A 20646-nucleotide genomic window follows, 5' to 3' on the forward strand; every position below is an offset into this window, starting at 1 on the left:
GATGTTTGCCCGTCAGTGCCGGGCTGTTTCGGTTTCAGCCCTTGATCGCCTTCAGCGCCGCGTCGATGTCGCCCGGCGCGCCGATGGCTACACCGTTCAGCGAGCGTTCGATGCGACGCGCAAGACCGGTCAGCACCTTGCCGGCGCCGACTTCGTAGAGCGTTTCGATTTCATTTGCCGCAAACCAGCTTACCGTTTCGCGCCAGCGCACCCGGCCCGTGACCTGCTCGACCAGCAGCTTCGTGATCTCGTCAGGATCGGAAACGGGAGCAGCGCGGACATTTGCGATGACCGGCACAACCGGCTCGCCGCGACGCACCTCCGCCAGCGCCTCTTCCATGGCATCGGCGGCGGGCGCCATCAGCGCGCAATGGAAGGGTGCAGAGACCGGAAGCATCAGCGCGCGCTTGGCGCCCTTCTCCGTCGCGATCTCGACGGCCTTTTCGACAGCCGCCTTTTCGCCGGAAATCACCACCTGGCCGCCGCCATTGTCGTTGGCAATCTGGCAGACGCCGGTGGCGGACGCCTTTTCGCAGAGCGCCTCGACATCTTCGAACTCAAGCCCGATGATCGCCGCCATCGCGCCCTTGCCGACGGGCACCGCGCGCTGCATGGCGTTGCCGCGAATACGCAGGAGCCGCGCGGTATCGGCCAGCGAGAAAGTGCCGGCAGCGCAGAGCGCCGAATATTCGCCGAGCGAATGGCCGGCGACATAGGAAATGTCCTTGGCCAGATCGAGGCCTTCGGCTTCCAGCACCCTGACGGTTGCAAGCGAGACCGCCATCAGCGCCGGCTGGGCGTTGGCGGTGAGCTGGAGCTGATCCTCAGGGCCTTCCCAGATCGTGGCGGAGAGCTTTTCGCCGAGCGCGTCATCGACTTCCTCGAACACCAGCCTTGCGGCCGTGAATTCGTCCGCCAGCGCCTTGCCCATGCCGACGGTCTGGCTTCCCTGTCCGGGAAAGGTGAATGCAACGCTCATCTCGATCAGCCTCTTTGCCGTGAAACCTCCCCGCGCGCGCCATCTATGGTTCGCGTCGGTTTTCGTTCTCCAATTGACGTTTCGCTCGCCCAAGTCAAGGGCGCGCCGGATGCGCCGCTGCGGGACCGGCGCGGAAAAAAGCCTTGATGCGCTTGCGCCCGCGGCGCTTCGCGCTAAAGTCGCGTCACCAATCACGCAAGTCTTTTCTCAAGGTAAATTCATGAAAATCAAAAGTTTGGGCCGCACCGGCATCGAGGTTTCGCAAATATGCCTCGGCACCATGACCTGGGGCACGCAGAACACGCTGGAAGAGGCCGCCGCCCAGATGGACTATGCCGTGGAAAACGGCGTCAACTTCTTCGACACGGCAGAGATGTATCCGGTAACCCCGATCGGCCCGGAAACCTATGGCCGGACGGAAGAGTATATCGGCGAATGGCTAAAGGCGCGCGGCAAGCGCGACGACATCGTGCTGGCCAGCAAGGTGGCCGGCCCCGGCAGGCCATGGGTGAGGAACGGCAGCCCGATGACGCCGCAGGGTATCCGCACCGCGCTCGACGACAGCCTGAAGCGGCTGAAGACCGATTATATCGATCTCTATCAGGTGCACTGGCCGAACCGCGACCACTTCCACTTCCGCAATTCATGGTCCTACAACCCCTTCGGGCAGGACCGGCATCAGGCCCGCGTCGATATCGCCGAGACGCTGGACACGCTCGACCAACTGGTAAAGGCCGGCAAGACCCGCGCGGTCGGCCTTTCCAACGAGACCTGCTGGGGCACGATGAAATATCTCGAACGCGCCGAGACGAAGGATCGCGTGCGCATCGCCACCGTGCAGAACGAATACAACCTTCTCTACCGCCACCACGATCTCGATATGGCGGAGCTCGCCTTTCACGAGGATGTCGGCCTGCTGGCATTCTCGCCGCTTTCTGCCGGGCTTCTCACCGGCAAATACCGCAACGGAAAGCGGCCCGAAGGCTCGCGCGCGGCGGTCTCGTCTGCCGATCTCGGCGGCCGCCTGCAGGAGCATCAGGAACCGGCGGTGGACGCCTATTGCAAGCTTGCCGAAACCCACGGGCTGGACCCGGCGCAGATGGCGATCGGCTTCGTGCTGTCGCGCCCCTTCGTGACCGCCGCCATCATCGGCGCGACCTCGATGGACCAGCTCAAGACCAACATCGCCGCAGCAGACGTGGCCATGACCGACGACATTCTCGGCGATATCGCAAGGGTGCACCGGGCTTTCCCGGCGCCGATCTGAGGCCCAGCCGCAGAGCCCCCAAACAATCTCCCCCCTTGAGGGGGAGATGCCCCGACAGGGGCAGAGAGGGGTGAACACTCTCGATAGGTTCGGAGCTTGCGGCTTTTAGGGCTTACGCCCTTTACCCCTCTCTGTCGCTTTCGCGACATCTCCCCCTCAAGGGGGGAGATTTGGGCTGCGACGCCGTGCGCAGCACTTTCACCCCGGTCCCGGCGCTTTCCTCAAACCAATTTCCGTCCCGCCTCATTGTCTCTTGCGCATAAGTCCCCATATCGACCTCAAACGCCGGAGACGGCCGGCTAACACGGGGACTTGCATTGGATTTTCTTTATATCGCGCTCGGACTTGTCGGGCTTTACTTCGGAGCGGAATGGCTGGTTTCAGGCGCGGTTGCGACCGCGCGGCGGATGGGGATATCGCCGCTGGTGGCCTCGCTGATCATCGTCGGCTTCGGCACCTCGCTGCCCGAGCTTCTGGTTTCCATCCGCGCCGCGCTCACCGGCGCGCCGGGCATCGCGCTTGGCAATGTGGTCGGCTCCAACATCGCCAATATATTGCTGATCGTCGGCGCGGCAGCCGTGATCTTCCCGATTTCCGGCTGGAACCGGGATGTGCGCCGCGATGCCATCGCCATGACGAGCGCCTCCATCCTCCTCCTCTTCCTCGTGCAGTTTGACGTGATCGGGCGGACGGCCGGCCTCGTGCTTCTGGCGCTGCTCGCGCTGTTCCTCTACCGGACCTACCGCTTCGCCGTCGCGACCGAGACCAAGCCCGAGCTGCCGGCCGATGGCGCGATGCCGGTCTGGAAGATGGCGGTGCTGATCGTCGCCGGGCTCATCCTGCTGATCATCGGCGCGGAACTCCTGATCCGCGGCGCGACCGAGCTTGCCGCCCATTTCGGCATTTCCGACGCGGTGGTGGGGCTCACGGTCGTGGCGCTCGGCACCAGCCTGCCGGAACTCGCCACCGCCGTCGTGGCCGCCCTCAAGCGCCATTCCGATGTCGCGATCGGCAATGTCACCGGCTCCTGCATCTTCAACATACTCTGCATCATCGGCGCCACCGCCGTGATCGCGCCGCTCCCCGTCCCGGAAGGCTTCGCCACCTTCGACGTGCCGGTGATGCTGGCCGCGACCGTGTTCTTCGCGCTGATGCTGTTCTTCGCCCCGAAATTCCACCGGGCGACGGGCGCTGCGATGCTGGCGGCCTATGCGGGGTATATCTGGGCGCTTGTGTAGCCTTGTGTAGCGCGCCCAGCCTTCATGTCGCGCCTTGCTAAACATGATAATAATAGTCATATTAAAGCGATGAACAAACGACCGGAACCGAAGCGCTTCGAGGTCCTCTCCACGGCGCAAATCACCCCGAATATGCGACGCGTAACCATTGGCGGCCCCGCCATGGCGCAGTTTCCCCCTCGCCAGGACGGCGGCTATGTGAAGCTGATGCTGCCCGGCCCCGATGAAAAGCCGATGGTGCGCACCTACACGATCCGCTGCCAGACGGCGGATGCCCTCGACATCGATTTCGCGCTCCACGGCGATCACGGCAGCGGCGGACCGGCGGTGTCATGGGCGCAGTCCGTTCAGCCCGGCGAGACGATCACCGTCGGCGGACCGGGCCCGGCCAAGCCGCTTGCGCCCGGCGCCGACTGGTATCTCATCGCCGGCGACATGACCGCGCTCCCCGCCATCGCCGTCAATCTGGAGGCCCTGCCCGATGATGCCGTGGGCGACGCGGTGATCGAGATCCAGAGCGAAGCGGACCGCCAGGACCTCCCCCACCCCGAAGGCGTCACCCTGCACTGGCTCATCAACCCCGAACCCGGCCATCACCCGCAAAAATTCGAAACCTTCGTCCGCGCCCTCCCCTGGCGCAACGGCCGCGTCTACGCCTGGTGCGCCGCCGAATTCGAAACCATGCGGCGTGTGCGGGCGTATCTCAGGCAGGAACGCGGTCTTGGTCCGGATCAGCTCTATATTTCCAGCTACTGGAAACAGGGGCTTGGTGAGGATCAGCACCGGGTGGTGAAACGGGCTGATGCAGAGACGGCGGCGGGGTGAGAGGGGCGTTCGCGGGGCTGGTGGCATGACCCCGCCGCCGTCATCGCGGTCGTAGCGTCGATACTCGCCTGCATTCGGTACTTTCGACGTGCGGCGAAGTCGACGCCACGCATTTCTTTGGAACGGGGCCCCATAAGTGGTAAATGCATTTGCATTGTGGTCCTACGAGCCAGGGCGTAGCCAACGGAGGCACGGAACGGGACGTTTGCCGGTATTGAGGGGCGGTTGTGGTTACGATAAAGACAATCCTTGCCGTCCTCGTAATCTTGCCGCTTGTCGTATCGCTCCTGCTCGCCTACGGCAAGGCATGGGTCATGGCCGCCACCGTCGCGATGACGCCTGCCTTTCCCTTGCAGCTCCTTGGTTTCACCGGCACATGTACGCAAGGCTCGGTTGACCCCTTCATGACAGGAGCCATCCTTTCCGCGCCGCTTCTGCTTGGCGCAATCGGCCTCATGGCATGGGGTTTTTACACAGGCCGCGCGTCCCGGCTCTCCTGCTCGATCGCGACCGCGACATCGTTGGCGCTACTGGCGCTGACACGGGAAGCATGGCTCAACGCCGTGTTGTCCGGCACTCCCTGCGGAGGCGACTACCCTGCGACCGCCATAGGACCGCTCGCCATAATTCTCTTCAGCTACCTAGCGCTGCCGGTGGCACTGACAGTTTCCGCAGGATGGAGAGTCGCTAGATACTGGGCTAGTAATTCTCCAGGTCGCAATCGATAACTACACCGCCGAAGAAGGTCTCCAACTGATCAAAAGTGTAGGATATATATGGCTTTTATGTAAGGGCGTAATCTGCCCAAAATTATGCACACAGAAAATTTATCGTGATACTGCCATAAACTAAAAACTCTAGTAAACTACTATCTTTATGAATCTGGAAACGATGGGGTAGGTGAGGATTGGACGAGATCGGAATTATCGGTGAGGACCGTCTGAAAAATATACCTCAAAGGTATCGCGCGCAGCATGAGTTTTGTTTCCACCTGCACGACTTGATGGCCGGGCTACTCATTAGAATGGAAACGGAGAAAGCTGCCGACGTATCCTTTAATATTAGCCCAGAAGAGAAGGAAAAAATTTTAGAATATGAAAATATTCTCGATTATCTTTCTGATTCAGGAAGAGAGGAAATCGAAAGAAGAGTCGTAATAAACCATATCTGCAATTCTCTTTTTGCAGATATGCTTCACTTCATTTACGAATCTCTAAAGTCATTCGAAAAAAGGAAATTCACAGTTGCATACTCCCTTCTGCGAAAACCTCTAAAAGAGGGATTACTTCTTTTATCTTTCATGTGCGCAGACGAAAAATTATTTTTCCAGACGTTGAAAAATGACTCAAAATCATTGCTAAATAGGAAAGATTTAGATGAATCTGGAAAGAGACGACTTATTTCGCAAGCTTTAGAAAAAATTAGGGTCTCAAGCTTCACAACTCCAGATTATATATACGACACACTTTTCAATTTTAAAAACGATTCTGGAATGTCGCAGATTTTCGACAAGGCGACACATTTTGTTACAGAATATAAAAGAAATCAAACTGAGAACTATAACATCAATTTTATTTTTAAAAACCCACTCGACAACGACGTATTCACTGGCGAAACATATCAACAAATATCGACAATACTCTTATTTATTCACACGATGCAGATAACGCTATATGAACGCATGGCATCAGTGAGCGAAAAATATACCCAATGGATGATCGTTACCTCAATAGGCGCATTTGAGGCTATCTTTTTGCCTGGGCGCCCGAATATGGTAAATTTCGTTAACTCTAATTTTGGGCAATTCATGAATTGCCCACATTGTGGCGAGCAATTACGTGTGCAGAAGCGAAATGCAGCTCGTTTTTTTATCTCCGAGAGGATGACTTGCCGCAACTGCGGAGTAGATCACCACTTTCCTTTCGGGTGGCTGCTCTCGAAAATGGAAGTCGATATTTCGGGCTGATCCGAAGCAACGCCATTTTTCAATTACACCGTAAAACCGACTGTCTTTGGATGTCCAGCGGTTGTCCAATCATCCCCCACCCCTTGCATTCCGCCCGAAAATCCGTATAAGCCGCTCATCCAAAGGTCCGGTCTTCAGGCTGGTGGCTGAACGGAGGGCTGTTTTCGCTGTGGCGGAAATGCCTGGCGCGGTAAAAGCGCCTGCCTCCCGTGTCGCCGCTCTCGACCGTCTCGTCTAACGCTTTTCTTGCCGGGGTTTCCCCTCAGGAGCAGTCGTTGAGGCTTAGCCGCCGAAGTCCGGGTCCTGGAAACGCAAGAAAGGCAAATATCAATGGCACTTTACGAACACGTGTTCCTGGCCCGCCAGGACATCACGGCCCAGCAGGTTGACGCCATCGTCGAGCAGTACAAGGGACTGATCGAGGAAAACGGCGGCAAGGTCGGCCGTATCGAGAACTGGGGCCTGAAGTCCCTCACCTACCGCATCAAGAAGAACCGCAAGGCGCATTACGCGCTGATGGACATCGATGCCCCTGCTGCCGCGATCCACGAGATGGAACGCCAGATGCGCATCAATGAAGACATCCTGCGCTACATGACCATCAAGGTCGAAGCGCATGAGGAAGGTCCGTCGGCCATGATGCAGAAGCGCGACCGCGACGACCGTCCCCGCCGTGATGGCGGACGCGACGGCGGCCGTGACAACCGTGGCGGCGACCGCGGCGAACGCCGCCCGCGCTTCTGATCTTGAGATAAAGGATAATCACAATGGTAGCCATCGCTTCTATCCCGACGCGTCGCCCGTTCAACCGCCGTCGCAAGACCTGCCCGTTCTCAGGCGCCAACGCGCCGAAGATCGACTACAAGGACGTGCGTCTGCTGCAGCGCTACATTTCCGAGCGCGGCAAGATCGTGCCTTCGCGCATCACCGCCGTCAGCCAGAAGAAGCAGCGTGAACTGGCCCGCGCCATCAAGCGCGCCCGCTTCCTCGGCCTTCTGCCCTACGTCGTTTCGTAAGGTTTTTGGTGGGCGGGGCGACCCGCCTGCTCTGTCTCGCGTAACGCGCCTTCATGCCCTTTCGCGGGCGGCGCTGCCGTAAGGTCGATCTCCCCCCTTGAGGGGGAGATGCCCGGCAGGGCAGAGAGGGGTGCAGCGCGAGAACCGAAATTCTGAATATGCGGAGAGGGTTCACCCCTCTCTGTCGCTTTCGCGACATCTCTCCCTCAGGGGGAGAGATTGTTGGAGAGCGGCGCTACTGGAGGACGAAAATCCTCCAAAACGGCTCCGGCGCGGTGGGCGCGCAGCAGCCGAGAACATAACCCAGGTTGGGAAACATTGCTTTCCCTAACTGCTTGAACGGCAGGACAGCGAGATGAAGACGCTTAACGCAAGAACATTGCTGATCGGTGCGCTTTCCGGCGTGGCAGCCTTTGCGCTTGCCTATGCCGCCGGCGTTACCGTGCTGTTTTCGACGCTGCTTGCCGCCGCCTCCGCCCTTCCCATCCTGATTGCCGGCCTCGGCTATGGGCTTTTGCCCGCCATCGTCGGCATCGTGGTTGCCGGCGCGCTGGGGCTTGCGCTCGCCTCGCCCTTCTTCGCGCTCTATACGCTCGCCGTCACGCTGATCCCCGCCGGCTGGCTCAGCCATCTCGGCAATCTGGCGCGCCCGGCCACCGAGATCGGCGGTCCGGACGGCCAGATGGCCTGGTATCCGCTGGCCGACATCATGATGCATCTCTGCGCCGCCGTGACGCTGGCGCTGATCGTGGTCGGCACGGTCGCGGGCTACGGCCCCGACACCACCGGCCAGGTGATCGACGCCGTCATCGACGCGCTGAACTCCGAGAACCCCGAACTTGCCCTCGAACCGGCGCTGATCGCGCAGTACAAGGCGATGTTTGCCGTGCTCCTGCCGATGGTGCAGGGCGCGACCTCGGTGATCCTGCTGTTCGTCGCCTTCCATTTCGCCAGCCGCATCGCCATCGCATCGGGCCTGTCCAACCGCCCGCGCGAGGATGTGGCCGTGGCGCTGCGCATGAACACCAACGCGATCTTCGTTTTCCTGGCCGCGCTGGTGGTGACGTTCTTCTTCGGCGGCCCGATCGGTCTGATTGGCGCCGCCTGCCTCGGCGCCTTTGGCGGCGGGTTTCTGCTTGCCGGCCTTGCCCGCATGCATCTTGCCGCCCGCGGCAAGAGCTGGGCCGTGCCGGTGATCATTCTCTCCTACCTCTCGCTGATCTTTACCTTCCCGGCCCTGGTGTTTGTCGTCATGGGCCTTCTCGACACGCGTCGGGCGATCGCTCTTTCACCGGGCGCGCCCACCAACAACAATGATGATGATGAAAGGAATGAACCATGGACGTAATCCTGCTTGAACGCATCGCCAAGCTTGGCCAGATGGGCGAAACCGTAAAGGTTCGCGATGGCTATGCGCGTAACTACCTGCTGCCGACCGGCCGTGCGCTGCGCGCCAACGCCGCCAACAAGGCCCGTTTCGAGGCCGAGCGCGCGGTGCTCGAAGCCCGCAACCTCGAGCGCAAGAACGAAGCCCAGAAGGTTGCCGACGTGCTGGAAGGCAAGTCCTTCATCGCCGTGCGCGCCGCCGGCGAAACCGGCCAGCTCTACGGTTCGGTCGCCGCTCGTGACGTCGTCGAAATCCTCGCCGAAGAGGGCTTCAATGTCGGCCGCAACCAGGTTGAGCTGCATGCCCCGATCAAGACCGTCGGCCTGCACAATGTCGCGCTGCACCTGCACGCCGAAGTCGAGATCACCATCGAGCTGAACGTCGCCCGCACCAAGGAAGAAGCCGAGCGCCAGGCCAAGGGTGAAGACCTCACCTCCGCCGACGCGATCTACGGCGTCGACGAGGACGCGCTGCGCCCGGAAGACTTCTTCAACCCGGATGCCGATTACGATCTGGACGACGAAGCCGAAGAAGCCCCGGAAGCCTCCGAGGAAGCCGGCGAAGACGAAGACAAGTAAGGCTTTTTGCCTTGCCGTATTCAAGTGCCCGGCCTCTCGCGAGGCCGGGCATTTTCTTTCGGCATAGCCCCACGGCTCCAATCTCCCCCCTTGAGGGGGAGATGTCGCGAACGCGACAGAGAGGGGTATAGGGCATAAGCCGCATACACTGTGCGTGCGGAAAGGGTTCACCCCTCTCTGCCCTGCCGGGCATCTCCCCCTCAAGGGGGAGATTGACCGCGCGGCACTTCCTCGTGACCACATGAGCGCCGTGGACTGCACCCATGCACTGCATTTGGCTTCAGACGCGCGCGATGTATAATCGGCGTCATCATGTCAAGGCGTTAATGCGACTCAGTACCTGCCACCGGGCACGTTATTTTTTCGACCTGTGGAAAGCGAGTAGACTGGGGAGCGTTCGATGCGATCGCGGGAATGTCTACGCGACTCAGTGACGATCATCTATGCTTCGCCAAACCAGTCGGGAACCTCCGGAAAGCCACCATGAACGATCTTGCGCCATCCTTCCAAGCCGCCGCACCGCAACGCGAAGCGCCGAACAATCTGGAAGTCGAACAGGCGCTTCTGGGCGCGATCCTGGTCAACAACTCGGCCTTCTACCGGGTTTCGGACTTTCTGAAGCCCGAGCATTTCTACGAGCCGCTCCACCGCAAGATCTACGAGCTTGCCGGCGACACGATCCGCATGGACAAGATCGCCAACACGATCACGCTCAAGACCCACCTGCCCGCCAATGTGAAAGTCGGCGACCTGACGGTGGCGCAGTATCTGGCGCGGCTTGCGGCGGAAGCCGTAACCATCATCAATGCCGAGGATTATGGCCGCACGATCTATGATCTCGCGATCCGCCGCCAGTTGATCGAGATCGGCGAGGACGTGGTCAACACCGCCTATGAAGCGCCGATCGACATGCCGCCGTCGGAACAGATCGAGGAGACCGAGCGCAAGCTGTTCGCGCTCGCCGAAACCGGCCGCTACGAGGGCGGGTTCCAGACCTTCGAGAACGCGGTGTCGATTGCCATCGACATGGCAGGCAAGGCTTTTGAAAGCGACGGGCATCTTTCCGGCATCTCCACTGGCCTTGCCACGCTGGATGCCAAGATGGGCGGGCTGCAGCGCTCCGACCTGATCATCCTTGCCGGCCGTCCCGGTATGGGCAAGACCTCGCTTGCCACCAACATCGCCTGGAACGTCGCCTCGTCCTATGAGCCCGAAGTGCTGCCCGACGGCACCATCGAGGCGAAACAGGGCGGCGTCGTCGCGTTCTATTCACTGGAAATGTCCGGCGAGCAGCTCGCCACCCGTATCATTTCCGAGCAGACCGAGGTTTCCTCGTCGAAAATCCGCCGCGGCGATATCACCGAGGCCGATTTCGACAAGCTGGTCGCCTGCTCGCAGACGATGCAGAAGGTGCCGCTCTATATCGACCAGACCGGCGGCATCTCGATCGCCCAGCTTTCCGCGCGCGCAAGGCGGCTGAAGCGCCAGCGCGGGCTCGACCTTCTGGTGGTCGACTATGTGCAGCTCATGACCGGCTCCAAGAAATCCGGCGAGAACCGCGTGCAGGAGGTGACGGAAATCACCACCGGCCTGAAGGCCCTGGGCAAGGAACTCAACGTGCCGATCATCGCGCTCTCCCAGCTTTCCCGTCAGGTGGAAAACCGCGAGGACAAGCGCCCGCAGCTCTCCGACCTTCGCGAATCGGGCTCGATCGAGCAGGACGCCGACGTGGTGCTGTTCGTGTACCGCGAGGAATATTACGTCCAGAATCTCGAGCCGCGCGACCCGGATGATCCCGCCTATGACGAGTGGAAGATGAAATACGACAAGGTCAAGGGCACCGCCGACGTGATCATCGCCAAGCAGCGTCACGGCCCCACCGGCACGGCCAACCTCGCCTTCCAGGCGGCCTATACGCGCTTTGCCGATCTGGCGGACCCGTCCTATTCAAGTTTTGACGAATAATTCTGTCTCGAACGCGGAAATCGCGCTATACATGCCGTAACAACGCAACGAACGGCAGTTTCATGACTGAATATTCGAATGAATTCATGGAGACCGAAATCGGTTTCGATGCCGCCCCTGCCCGGTTGACGGTCGATCTCTCGGCGATCGTCAGCAACTGGCGGACCATGCGCGCGCTCTCGGGCAAGGCCCGCACCGGCGCGGTCGTCAAGGCGGATGGCTACGGGCTCGGCATCGAGGATGTCGGCGAGGCGCTTTACGAGGCGGGCGCGGCCGATTTCTTCGTGGCCGTTCCGGAAGAAGGCGCGACGCTGCGACGTTTTGCGCCGGATGCCCGCATCTTCGTGCTCTCCGGCATGTGGCCCGGCACGGAGGCGGTGTTCTTCGAAAACGGCCTCGTGCCGGTGGTGGCGAGCGAGGAGCAGCTTGCCTTCTTCTTCGCCGCGATCGCGGATTATGGCGATTACCCCTGCGCGCTGCAGGTCGACACCGGCTTCAACCGGCTCGGCCTCTCCCATGACGAGGCGCTGCGGCTTGCCGCCGACGGCGCGCGGCCGGCAAGTTTTTCGCCGGTTCTCGTGCTTTCTCACCTTGCCTGCGGCGATGATGCGGCTTCCCCGATGAACCGCGAGCAACTGGCGCGATTCCGCGATGTCGCAAACGCCTTCGAGGGGATCGAGGCGAGCCTCTCCGCCTCCGCCGGCATCCTGCTGGGCGAAGATTATCATTTCGACCTGACCCGGCCGGGCATCGCGCTTTATGGCGGTGATTCGGCGCCGGGCGCTTCAAAGCGGCTGCAACCGGCGGCCACGGCGGAAGCCCGAATCATTCAGACGCGGTTTGCGAAGAAGGGCGAAAATGTCAGCTACGGGGCGACCCAGCAGCTTGACCGCGACAGCCGGCTCGCCATCGTTTCGGCGGGCTATGCCGATGGCTATCTGCGCGCCAAATCGGGCACCGGCGTGCCGCTGCGCGAGGCCGTTCCCTCAGGCGGTATGGGCTTTGTCGCCGGGCATCGCGTGCCAATCCTCGGCCGCATCACCATGGATATGACAATTTTCGACATTACCGATTTGCCCGAAGGCGCGGTCAGGGCCGGCGATTATGTCGAGCTTTTCGGCCCTAATATCGCGCTTGACGATGCGGCGGCGGCAGCCGGCACGATCGGGTATGAATTGCTGACCTCCCTTGGCTTGCGCTATAACCGCCGTTATATCCAGCCGGACTGAAACCACTCCCGAAAAGACGAGACCTTGGCCAAACCGAAAACCCAGTTCATCTGCCAGAATTGCGGATCGGTCACGCCGCGCTGGTCCGGACGCTGCGATGCCTGCGGGGCGTGGAACACCATCGTCGAGGAAAACCCGACAGCCGGCATCGGCGGCGGTCCCGTCCGCTCGCCGAAGAAGGGCCGTCCCGTCGCCCTCGTGCCGCTTGACGGCGAAAGCGAGGAAGCGCCGCGCATCCACAGCCGGATCGCCGAACTCGACAGGGTCACCGGCGGCGGCTTCGTGCGCGGCTCGGCGGTGCTGGTTGGCGGCGATCCCGGCATCGGCAAATCGACGCTGCTGATGCAGGCGGCGGCAGCCCTCGCGCGCCAGAATCAGCGTGTGATCTATGTCTCCGGCGAGGAAGCGATTGCCCAGGTGCGGCTGCGGGCAAAACGGCTGGGCGCTGCCGACGCCCAGGTGCTGCTTGCCGCCGAAACCAATGTCGAGGACATCCTGGCGACGCTCGCTCATGGAGATCGCCCCGATCTCGTGATCATCGATTCGATCCAGACGCTGTGGTCCGACATGGCTGAAGCCGCCCCCGGTACGGTAACGCAAGTGCGCACCGGCGTGCAGGCGATGATCCGCTTTGCCAAGCAGACGGGCGCCGCCATGGTGCTGGTCGGTCACGTCACCAAGGAAGGCCAGATCGCCGGTCCCCGCGTCGTCGAGCACATGGTCGACGCCGTGCTTTATTTCGAGGGCGAGCGCGGCCACCACTACCGTATCCTGCGCACCGTCAAGAACCGCTTCGGCGCAACCGACGAGATCGGCGTGTTCGAAATGGGCGACAAGGGCCTGCGCGAGGTCGCCAATCCCTCCGAACTGTTTCTCGGCGAACGCAACGAGAAGGCCCCGGGGGCCGCCGTGTTCGCCGGCATGGAAGGCACCCGCCCGGTGCTGGTGGAAATCCAGGCGCTGGTTGCGCCCACCTCGCTCGGCACACCGCGGCGCGCGGTGGTCGGCTGGGATTCGGCGCGGCTTTCGATGGTCCTCGCCGTGCTGGAAGCCCATTGCGGCGTCAGGCTCGGCAGTCACGATGTCTACCTGAATGTCGCCGGCGGCTACCGCGTTACCGAGCCGGCCGCCGATCTCGCGGTCGCGGCCGCCCTGATTTCGTCGCTGGCCGGCCTTGCCCTGCCCGCCGATTCTGTTTATTTCGGCGAAATCAGCCTGTCCGGCGCGATCAGACCCGTCGCCCACGCCGTTCAGCGTCTGAAAGAAGCCGCGAAACTCGGCTTTTCCAGTGCCGTTCTTCCGTCCGGCACGGTTGAAATTGCAACAGTCACGGGAAACGGGTTAAAAGGATTCGAGACTCTACCGGAGCTTGTGGCGGAAATTGCAGGCGGCAAACGGTTGGAGCGCACGAATGACGACGGCGACTTTTGAGTTCTCCGGCGTCGGTCCAACCAGAATCTGGCCGCAGGCAAGGCCGAAAGACGAGCGGAGCAATGAATGCCAGTGACCCTGTTTGACCTTATCGTCGTTTTGGTCGTTCTGTTTTCCGCGCTTCTGGCCATGGTCAGGGGTTTTTCCCGCGAGATCTTGGCGCTTCTGGCCTGGGGCCTGTCCGCGGTGATCGCCTATCTCGGCTTTCCCTATCTTGCCCCGCCGCTTCAAAATCTGCTCAGCGACCCGCGTCTGGCGATGGCCGGCGCCTTCGCCATTATCTTTCTGGTGGCGTTGCTGCTTCTTTCGCTGGTTACAACGCGATTTGCCGACTATATTATCGACAGTCGCGCCGGCGTGCTCGACCGTTCGCTTGGTTTCGTTTTCGGCCTGCTGCGCGGTATTCTCATTCTGGCCGTCGCCGTCGCCTTCTGGAACTGGCTGGTCGGCGACGCGCAGAGCCCGGACTGGATCAGGAATGCGAAGTCCAAGCCGCTGCTCGATATACTGGCCGACAAGCTCGAGGCCCTTCTGCCGGGCGGCGAAGAGATCGAGACCTATCTTGTGCCCACGGAAGGCCGCGTGGTGGCCGAAATCGATGGTAAGACGATTGTGATCCTTCCGCCCGATGTACAGGCTTCGACCAAGGCTATATAAGTCGAGACGAATTTATAGCGGACCCCTGCCCCGCCTTATCCGGACCAGATGATGAGCACCAGTTTTGACGTGAGCGACGATTTCAGCATTGATGACGATACGCTACATGAGGAATGCGGCGTATTCGGCATTCTGGGCCACCCCGATGCGGCCGCGCTCACCGCGCTCGGCCTGCATGCGCTGCAGCATCGCGGCCAGGAGGCTGCGGGCATCGTGTCCTATGACGGCCAGCAGTTCCGTTCCGAACGCCATCTCGGCCTCGTCGGCGATCATTTCACCGATCCCGCCATGCTGGAGAGCCTGAGCGGCTCGATGGCGATGGGCCATGTGCGCTATTCGACCACCGGCGGAACGGTGCTGCGCAACGTGCAGCCGCTGTTTGCAGAACTCGGCGTCGGCGGTATCGCGATCGCCCATAACGGCAATTTCACCAACGGTCTGTCGATGCGGCGCAAGCTCATCTCCGACGGCGCGATCTGTCAGTCGACATCCGATACCGAGGTGGTGCTGCACCTCATCGCCCGCTCGCGCGCCAAGACCTCGTCCGACCGGTTCATCGATGCCATCGGCCAGATGGAAGGCGGCTATTCGATGATCGCGATGACCCGCACCAAGCTGATCGCCGCGCGCGACCCGACGGGCATCCGCCCGCTGGTGATGGGCGAACTCGACGGCAAGCCGATCTTCTGTTCGGAGACCTGCGCGCTCGACATTATCGGCGCGAAATTCATTCGCGATGTCGAAAATGGCGAAGTGGTGATTTGCGAAGTCCAGCCCGACGGCACGATCTCGATCGACAGCCGCAAGCCGGCGCTGAAACAGCCGGAACGGCTCTGCCTGTTCGAATATGTCTATTTCGCCCGCCCCGATTCGATCGTCGGCGGCCGCAATGTCTACCAGACCCGCAAGAATATGGGCTTCAACCTTGCCAAGGAAGCGCCGGTGGAAGCCGATGTCGTGGTGCCGGTGCCGGACGGCGGCACGCCGGCCGCGATCGGCTACGCCCAGGAAAGTGGCATTCCCTTCGAGCTTGGCATCATCCGCAACCATTATGTCGGGCGCACCTTCATCGAGCCGACCCAGCAGATCCGCGCCTTCGGCGTCAAGCTGAAGCATTCGGCCAACAAGGCAGTGATTTCCGGTGCCCGCGTGGTGCTGATCGACGATTCGATCGTGCGCGGCACCACGTCGGTGAAGATCGTGCAGATGCTGCGCGAGGCAGGCGCCAAGGAAGTGCATATCCGCGTCGCGAGCCCGATGATCTACTATCCGGATTATTACGGCATCGACACGCCGGACCGCGACAAGCTGCTCGCCAACAATCACGAGACGCTTGCCGACATGTGCCGCTTCATTGGCGCGGATTCGCTGCAATTCCTGTCGCTCGACGGGCTCTACGAGGCTGTCGGCGGGCAGAAGCGCAACAACGCGCTGCCGCAGTTCACCGATCACCAGTTCACCGGCGACTACCCGACCCGCCTCCTCGACAAGGAGCATGAGGGCGAGTTTTCGAGGGTCGAGCTTCTGGCCGGCAACGGCTGAAAACACTTCCGGAGCATACCATGTCCAAACCACTTGAAGGGCGGTTGGCCGTCGTCACCGGCGCCTCCCGCGGCATCGGCTATTTCACCGCGCTCAAGCTTGCCAGCGAAGGCGCGCACGTGATTGCCTGCGCGCGCACCGTCGGCGGGCTGGAAGAGCTGGACGACGCGATCAAGGCCGATGGCAATGGCTCGGCCACGCTGGTGCCGATGGATCTCGCCGATATGGGCGCGATCGACCGGCTCGGCGGCTCGATCTTCAAGCGCTGGGGCAAGCTCGACATCATGATCGCCAATGCCGGCGTGCTTGGCGTCGTCTCGCCGCTCGCCCATGTCGAAGCCAAGGTGTTCGAGCAGGTGATGACCGTCAACGTGACCGCGACATGGCGGCTGATCCGCTCGCTGGAACCGCTGCTGACGCAGTCGGATGCCGGACGCGCCGTGCTGCTGTCCTCCGGCGTCGCCCATACCTGCCGCCCGTTCTGGGGGCCCTATGCCGCGTCCAAGGCCGCCGTCGAGGCGCTGGCGCGCACCTGGGCCGGCGAAACCGCCCATACCGGGCTCAAGGTCAACAGCGTCGATCCGGGTCGCACCCGCACCGCGATGCGCGCCCAGGCCGCGCCCGGCGAGGATCCGATGACGCTGCCGCATCCAAGCGAGGTTGCGGCCAAGATCGTGGGGCTGACGCGGCCGGATTTCACCGAAAGCGGCAAGCTCTATTCCGTCCGCGAGGATCGCCTCAAGGACTATCAGCTGCCGCAATAAGGGGGGCCGGGCGATGCGCGAATGGCTGAACGAACCGGCCGAGTGGTCCGCGGATGGCGCATCGCTGACGCTTGTTACCGACAAGGCGACCGATTTCTGGCGCGAGACCTTCTACGGCTTTACCCGCGACAGCGGCCACGCCTGGCTGGAACCGGTGACCGGCGATTTCTCCGCCAGCCTCACCGTCAGCGCCGATTATCAGGCGCTCTACGATCAGGCCGGCATCATGCTCAGGATCGACGAGACCTGTTGGATCAAGGCCGGCATCGAATTCACCGACGGCCTTATGCATTTTTCGACGGTCGTCACCCGCGATGTCTCGGACTGGTCTGTGATCCCGCTTCATTCGGCCACGCCGGAAACGCCTGTCTCGATCCGCATCACCCGGCACGGCGATGCCGTCCGCGTCCAGTTTCATCTCGGCGACGGAAAATGGCAGATGGCGCGGCTTTGCCCCTTCCCTGCCGCCGATGCCCTTGTCGGCATGACCGCCTGCACGCCGGAACGCGCCGGGCTGAAGGTGCGCTTCAGCGCCTTCGAGGTCGGGCCGCCGATCGCGCGGCAGCTTCACGACTGATCAGATCCCGCGGATGCGCCAGTTCAGAATGACCGCTACCGCGACCAGAGCCGCGGCCATCAGCGAAACCGCGCCGAAACCATCTGCCGCATAGAGCGCGCTCATCAGTAAAGGCCCGCAGAACACGGCGATATAAGTCGCGGTGATATTGAAACCGATCAGAATGCCGCGCGCGGCGGGATTGCGCCCCGCCAGGCGCAGCACGGTCAGGTTCAACCCGAAATGGTTGAAGAAGCCCAGTGCGAGCGTTGCCAGCAGCGCACTCCAGAATGCCTGCGTGGCAAAGGCCAGCACCAGATAGAGCGCACTGGAACATGCCAGGATATAGGGAAACACACGCGCCGGACCGAGACGATCCACATGCCGCGCGGCGACGCCGCCGAGCCCGAAACCGATGCCATAGGTCAGGGCCGCCATGCTGGCCGCCGAGGCGCTGATGCCCAGCGTCTCGCGCATATGGTGGCCGAGCAGCGCATAGGCGCCATAAAAGGCGCTCATGAAGCACAGGCAGGTGACCAGCAGGCTGCGGACCCCGGCAATGCGCAACACCTGGAGCCTGGCCGGCCCCTTCGCGCGGTCGGGCTCAACCGGCTGGGAGGGTTTGAACATCGCGAAGGCCACGGCCTGCAGTGCGGCAATGCCGCCGAGCGCGAAATAGGCGGTGCGCCAGTCCAGCATGTCGCTGAGCGCCGCGGAGAGCGGTACGCCAAGCATAAGGGAAAGAGACCAGCCCGACAGCACGATGCCAAGCGAGCGCGCGCCCGCGCCTTCCGGAGCGATCCGCACCGCCTCCGAATAGATCGCCGGCAGCAGGATGCCCGTCGCGACGCCGACCAGCGCCTGACCGGCGGCGAGCCCCTGCCAGACCGGCGTCGCCGCCGAGCCGACAAAGCCGAGCGCCATCACGATAAACGCCGCTGAAAACACCAGCCGCGCATCGGACCGATCGATCATGCCAGAAAGAAAAAAGGCCGAGAGGCCGGTCGCCCCGCCAAAAGCCGAGATCGACCAGGTGATCGGCACGGCAGTGGTGTTCAGCGATGCGGCGACATCGCTCAGGATCGGGCTGAGGATGAACGAATTGGCGCCGATCAGAAAGACGCCGATAACCAACGCGGCAAGCCGCAGCCGGAATGTGAGCGGATTTGGCAAGGAATGACCTGTGGCAAGTGATTCACGAGCGATCATTATCGCCCGATCACTCTACCACGCAACCCGCCCTCCGGCGCGGCTGCCAACCGTATTTCATCGGAAGGCTGGGATGATCAGGCAATCACGATGATCCGCCTGATTATCCAGATCCTTTCGCGCGACGGGCTTTTTCAAGAACCGGATACCGATCCTCGCCCGACGCCCCTATGCTAGAACTTGTAGCCGAGGCCGACCTTCACGACGCTCTGCGATGCATCCATGCTGAAATTGGGGTCCCAGCTGAAGCTCTTGTCGTATTTCGGGAAATCGCTGTAGCGATACTCGATGCGACCGAACAAGTTGTCGTTGAAGGCATGTTCGATGCCGGCGCCGACGGTCCAGCCAAGAATTGCCTGTTCGCCGGTGTCGAGCGAATAAAGCGCGGTCGAACCTACCACCTTGCCGCTAGCAACTTCGCCGCCCGCCGTGGCATAGATCAGGGTCCGGTCCATGGCGTAGCCGAGCCGGCCGCGCAGCGAACCGGCCCAGCCACGCTCGAACTTGCCGACCGCCGGTTCCGGCGCACCGCTGATGATCACCTGAACCGACTGGTCGTCCGAATTGCCGAAGTAATCGACTTCGCCTTCCACACCAACAACGACATCGTTCGAGAGCTGGTAGTTGTAGCCGAAGAAGGCGCCGCCAACCCAGTTGTCGAAATCGAAACTGTTATCGACGAGGCGATATGTATCGGCATTGGCCTGCGTCCAGTGATAGCCGAAGTTCGCACCGAGATAGAAGCCGGTCCAGGTAAAGGCCCGCTGTTCGACGATAACGACATCCTCGACGACCGGCGGCGTGTAAACCACGTCAGCCGCCTGAGCACCGATGGCGGGCACGAAAGCCGCCGCGAGAATTGAAATTCGCTTGATCATTTTATGCACCCCTGTTGCTCTTCCAGATTAAAAGGTAGGGCATAGAGTGCATTAGTATAGTTTAAATTAGATTATTATTTTCGGAAAAGCGGACAGTGGTACATAAAAAACACATATGACCACCTATCCCATTGATTAATCGCGATAAATTTCACCCACTACCTTAAGTAAAACCCTGCGAATATACCACCTTAGATCGATTACTCCGGATGCGGACGCAATCGCGGAGCAAATCTGCCGGGCCGGCGCTGGCCTCCGGCATCAACACACAGCAGGGCATAACAGGCCCGACCACCCAGCCAGTGCCGAGACCGGTCAGACCTAGAATTTGTAGCCAAGACCGGCCTTCACCACGCTCTAGCTTGCGCTTATGCTGAAATTCGGATCCCAGCGAAAACTGTGATCGACGGACGGATACCCGGAATAGCGGTATTCCAGTCGAGCGAACAGGTGATCGGTGAACGCCTGTTCGATGCCCGCCCCGACCGTCCAGCCGAACATGACCTTCTCACCCGTGTCCAGCGAATAGGTCAGCGCGCTACCGGTCACACTGCCTGCCGCCACCTCGCCGCCCGCCGTGGCATAGATCAGGGTCCGGTCCATGGCGTAGCCGAGTCTGCCCCTGAGCGAACCGCCCCAGCCAAGGTCGAAATCACCAGTCGCGTTTTCAGGCACGCCGGCAATGATGACCTGGAGGTTCTCGCCGCTGACGCCGTCCGCATAGTCGAACTCACCCTCCATGCCGAGAACGATATTGTTTTCAAACTGGTAATTGGCCCCGAAGAACCCACCGGCCAGCCAGTTGTCGAGCTGGAGATCCCGGTCCACCAGACGCCAGGTATCGACATCGGTATCGGTCCAGTGATAGCCGGCCACCGCGCCGAGATAGAAGCCGGTCCACTTGAAGCCGTTTTGCTCGCTCACAGTTATTTCGTCGAGAACTGGCGCAGGCGCAATCACGACATCCGCAGCCTGAACTGCCACGGCCGAAAACAAGACCCCCGTGCAGATCATCACCCCCTTGAACATTGCAATTCCCCTTCTTTCCCATTTAAGAAATAATGAAATTAATATTTATATATTATAGTTAATTATTCATTTATATTGCCTTTTAGATTTCGCGAAATTGAATTATATATAAATATTTGAAAGACAATAT

The 20646-nt window shown here is 61.2% G+C and carries 19 protein-coding genes; 15 read left to right on the forward strand and 4 right to left on the reverse strand.

The genetic code is table 11. The features are described 5' to 3' along the window. Positions 1 to 34 precede the first annotated feature (34 nt). Positions 35 to 979 (reverse strand): ACP S-malonyltransferase, encoded by a 945-nt coding sequence (fabD, locus tag V6765_RS12135; RefSeq protein ID WP_448429089.1) that lies wholly within the window; start codon positions 977 to 979, stop codon positions 35 to 37. Positions 980 to 1199: 220 nt separating this feature from the next. On the opposite strand from fabD, the gene V6765_RS12140 reads away from it, so the two are divergent. The 15 genes from V6765_RS12140 to V6765_RS12210 all read left to right on the forward strand — a co-directional run bounded on the left by V6765_RS12140 (position 1200) and on the right by V6765_RS12210 (position 17421). After that, positions 1200 to 2246, forward strand: coding sequence for an aldo/keto reductase (locus tag V6765_RS12140; protein WP_448429091.1), 1047 nt, complete (start codon positions 1200 to 1202; stop codon positions 2244 to 2246). A 317-nt stretch (positions 2247 to 2563) separates the two neighbouring features. Next, positions 2564 to 3484, forward strand: coding sequence for a calcium/sodium antiporter (locus V6765_RS12145; protein ID WP_448429093.1), 921 nt, complete (start codon positions 2564 to 2566; stop codon positions 3482 to 3484). Positions 3485 to 3553: 69 nt separating this feature from the next. Further along, positions 3554 to 4309, forward strand: coding sequence for a siderophore-interacting protein (locus tag V6765_RS12150; protein WP_448429095.1), 756 nt, complete (start codon positions 3554 to 3556; stop codon positions 4307 to 4309). A 907-nt stretch (positions 4310 to 5216) separates the two neighbouring features. Further along, positions 5217 to 6275 carry a hypothetical protein gene (locus tag V6765_RS12155; protein WP_448429097.1) on the forward strand — a complete coding sequence of 353 codons (1059 nt, stop codon included), beginning with the start codon at positions 5217 to 5219 and terminating at the stop codon, positions 6273 to 6275. 330 nt (positions 6276 to 6605) lie between these two features. Further along, positions 6606 to 7019: a 30S ribosomal protein S6 gene (gene rpsF, locus V6765_RS12160; RefSeq protein WP_230721273.1), complete on the forward strand. Its 414-nt coding sequence runs from the start codon at positions 6606 to 6608 to the stop codon at positions 7017 to 7019. A gap of 23 nt (positions 7020 to 7042) precedes the next feature. After that, the gene (gene rpsR, locus V6765_RS12165) at positions 7043 to 7291 is read left to right on the forward strand and encodes a 30S ribosomal protein S18 (RefSeq protein WP_018062978.1); all 249 of its coding nucleotides are present in this window, start codon (positions 7043 to 7045) and stop codon (positions 7289 to 7291) included. A 355-nt stretch (positions 7292 to 7646) separates the two neighbouring features. Then, positions 7647 to 8639, forward strand: coding sequence for a DUF2232 domain-containing protein (locus tag V6765_RS12170; protein WP_448429099.1), 993 nt, complete (start codon positions 7647 to 7649; stop codon positions 8637 to 8639). Then, a complete protein-coding gene (rplI, locus tag V6765_RS12175) occupies positions 8630 to 9256 on the forward strand; it encodes a 50S ribosomal protein L9 (protein WP_448429101.1) in 627 nt (208 codons plus the stop codon). The genes V6765_RS12170 and rplI overlap by 10 nt, the downstream gene beginning before the upstream one ends. Before the next feature lie 483 nt (positions 9257 to 9739). Further along, entirely contained in the window at positions 9740 to 11221 is a 1482-nt protein-coding gene (locus tag V6765_RS12180) for a replicative DNA helicase (RefSeq protein WP_448429103.1), read from the forward strand. A gap of 62 nt (positions 11222 to 11283) precedes the next feature. Beyond that, positions 11284 to 12450: an alanine racemase gene (gene alr / locus V6765_RS12185; RefSeq protein WP_448429105.1), complete on the forward strand. Its 1167-nt coding sequence runs from the start codon at positions 11284 to 11286 to the stop codon at positions 12448 to 12450. Between the two features lie 24 nt (positions 12451 to 12474). Further along, complete coding sequence (gene radA / locus V6765_RS12190) at positions 12475 to 13881, forward strand: DNA repair protein RadA (RefSeq protein ID WP_448429107.1); 1407 nt, start codon at positions 12475 to 12477, stop codon at positions 13879 to 13881. A gap of 66 nt (positions 13882 to 13947) precedes the next feature. Next, positions 13948 to 14538, forward strand: a complete 591-nt coding sequence (locus V6765_RS12195; protein ID WP_448429109.1) for a CvpA family protein — start codon at positions 13948 to 13950, stop codon at positions 14536 to 14538. A gap of 51 nt (positions 14539 to 14589) precedes the next feature. Beyond that, complete coding sequence (purF, locus tag V6765_RS12200; RefSeq protein ID WP_448429111.1) at positions 14590 to 16080, forward strand: amidophosphoribosyltransferase; 1491 nt, start codon at positions 14590 to 14592, stop codon at positions 16078 to 16080. 20 nt (positions 16081 to 16100) lie between these two features. Beyond that, on the forward strand, positions 16101 to 16844 hold the full coding sequence (locus V6765_RS12205) for an SDR family NAD(P)-dependent oxidoreductase (RefSeq protein ID WP_448429113.1): 744 nt from the start codon (positions 16101 to 16103) through the stop codon (positions 16842 to 16844). A 13-nt stretch (positions 16845 to 16857) separates the two neighbouring features. Beyond that, a complete protein-coding gene (locus V6765_RS12210) occupies positions 16858 to 17421 on the forward strand; it encodes a DUF1349 domain-containing protein (protein ID WP_448429115.1) in 564 nt (187 codons plus the stop codon). Here V6765_RS12210 and V6765_RS12215 read toward each other — a convergent pair whose 3' ends face one another. The 3 genes from V6765_RS12215 to V6765_RS12225 form a co-directional block, all read right to left on the reverse strand. Then, entirely contained in the window at positions 17422 to 18573 is a 1152-nt protein-coding gene (locus V6765_RS12215) for an MFS transporter (RefSeq protein WP_448429117.1), read from the reverse strand. A gap of 209 nt (positions 18574 to 18782) precedes the next feature. Continuing rightward, the gene (locus V6765_RS12220; protein ID WP_448429119.1) at positions 18783 to 19487 is read right to left on the reverse strand and encodes an outer membrane protein; all 705 of its coding nucleotides are present in this window, start codon (positions 19485 to 19487) and stop codon (positions 18783 to 18785) included. A gap of 357 nt (positions 19488 to 19844) precedes the next feature. Further along, positions 19845 to 20411 carry an outer membrane protein gene (locus V6765_RS12225; RefSeq protein ID WP_448429121.1) on the reverse strand — a complete coding sequence of 189 codons (567 nt, stop codon included), beginning with the start codon at positions 20409 to 20411 and terminating at the stop codon, positions 19845 to 19847. Positions 20412 to 20646: the final 235 nt, after the last annotated feature.

The organism is Martelella sp. FOR1707, assembly GCF_053484265.1.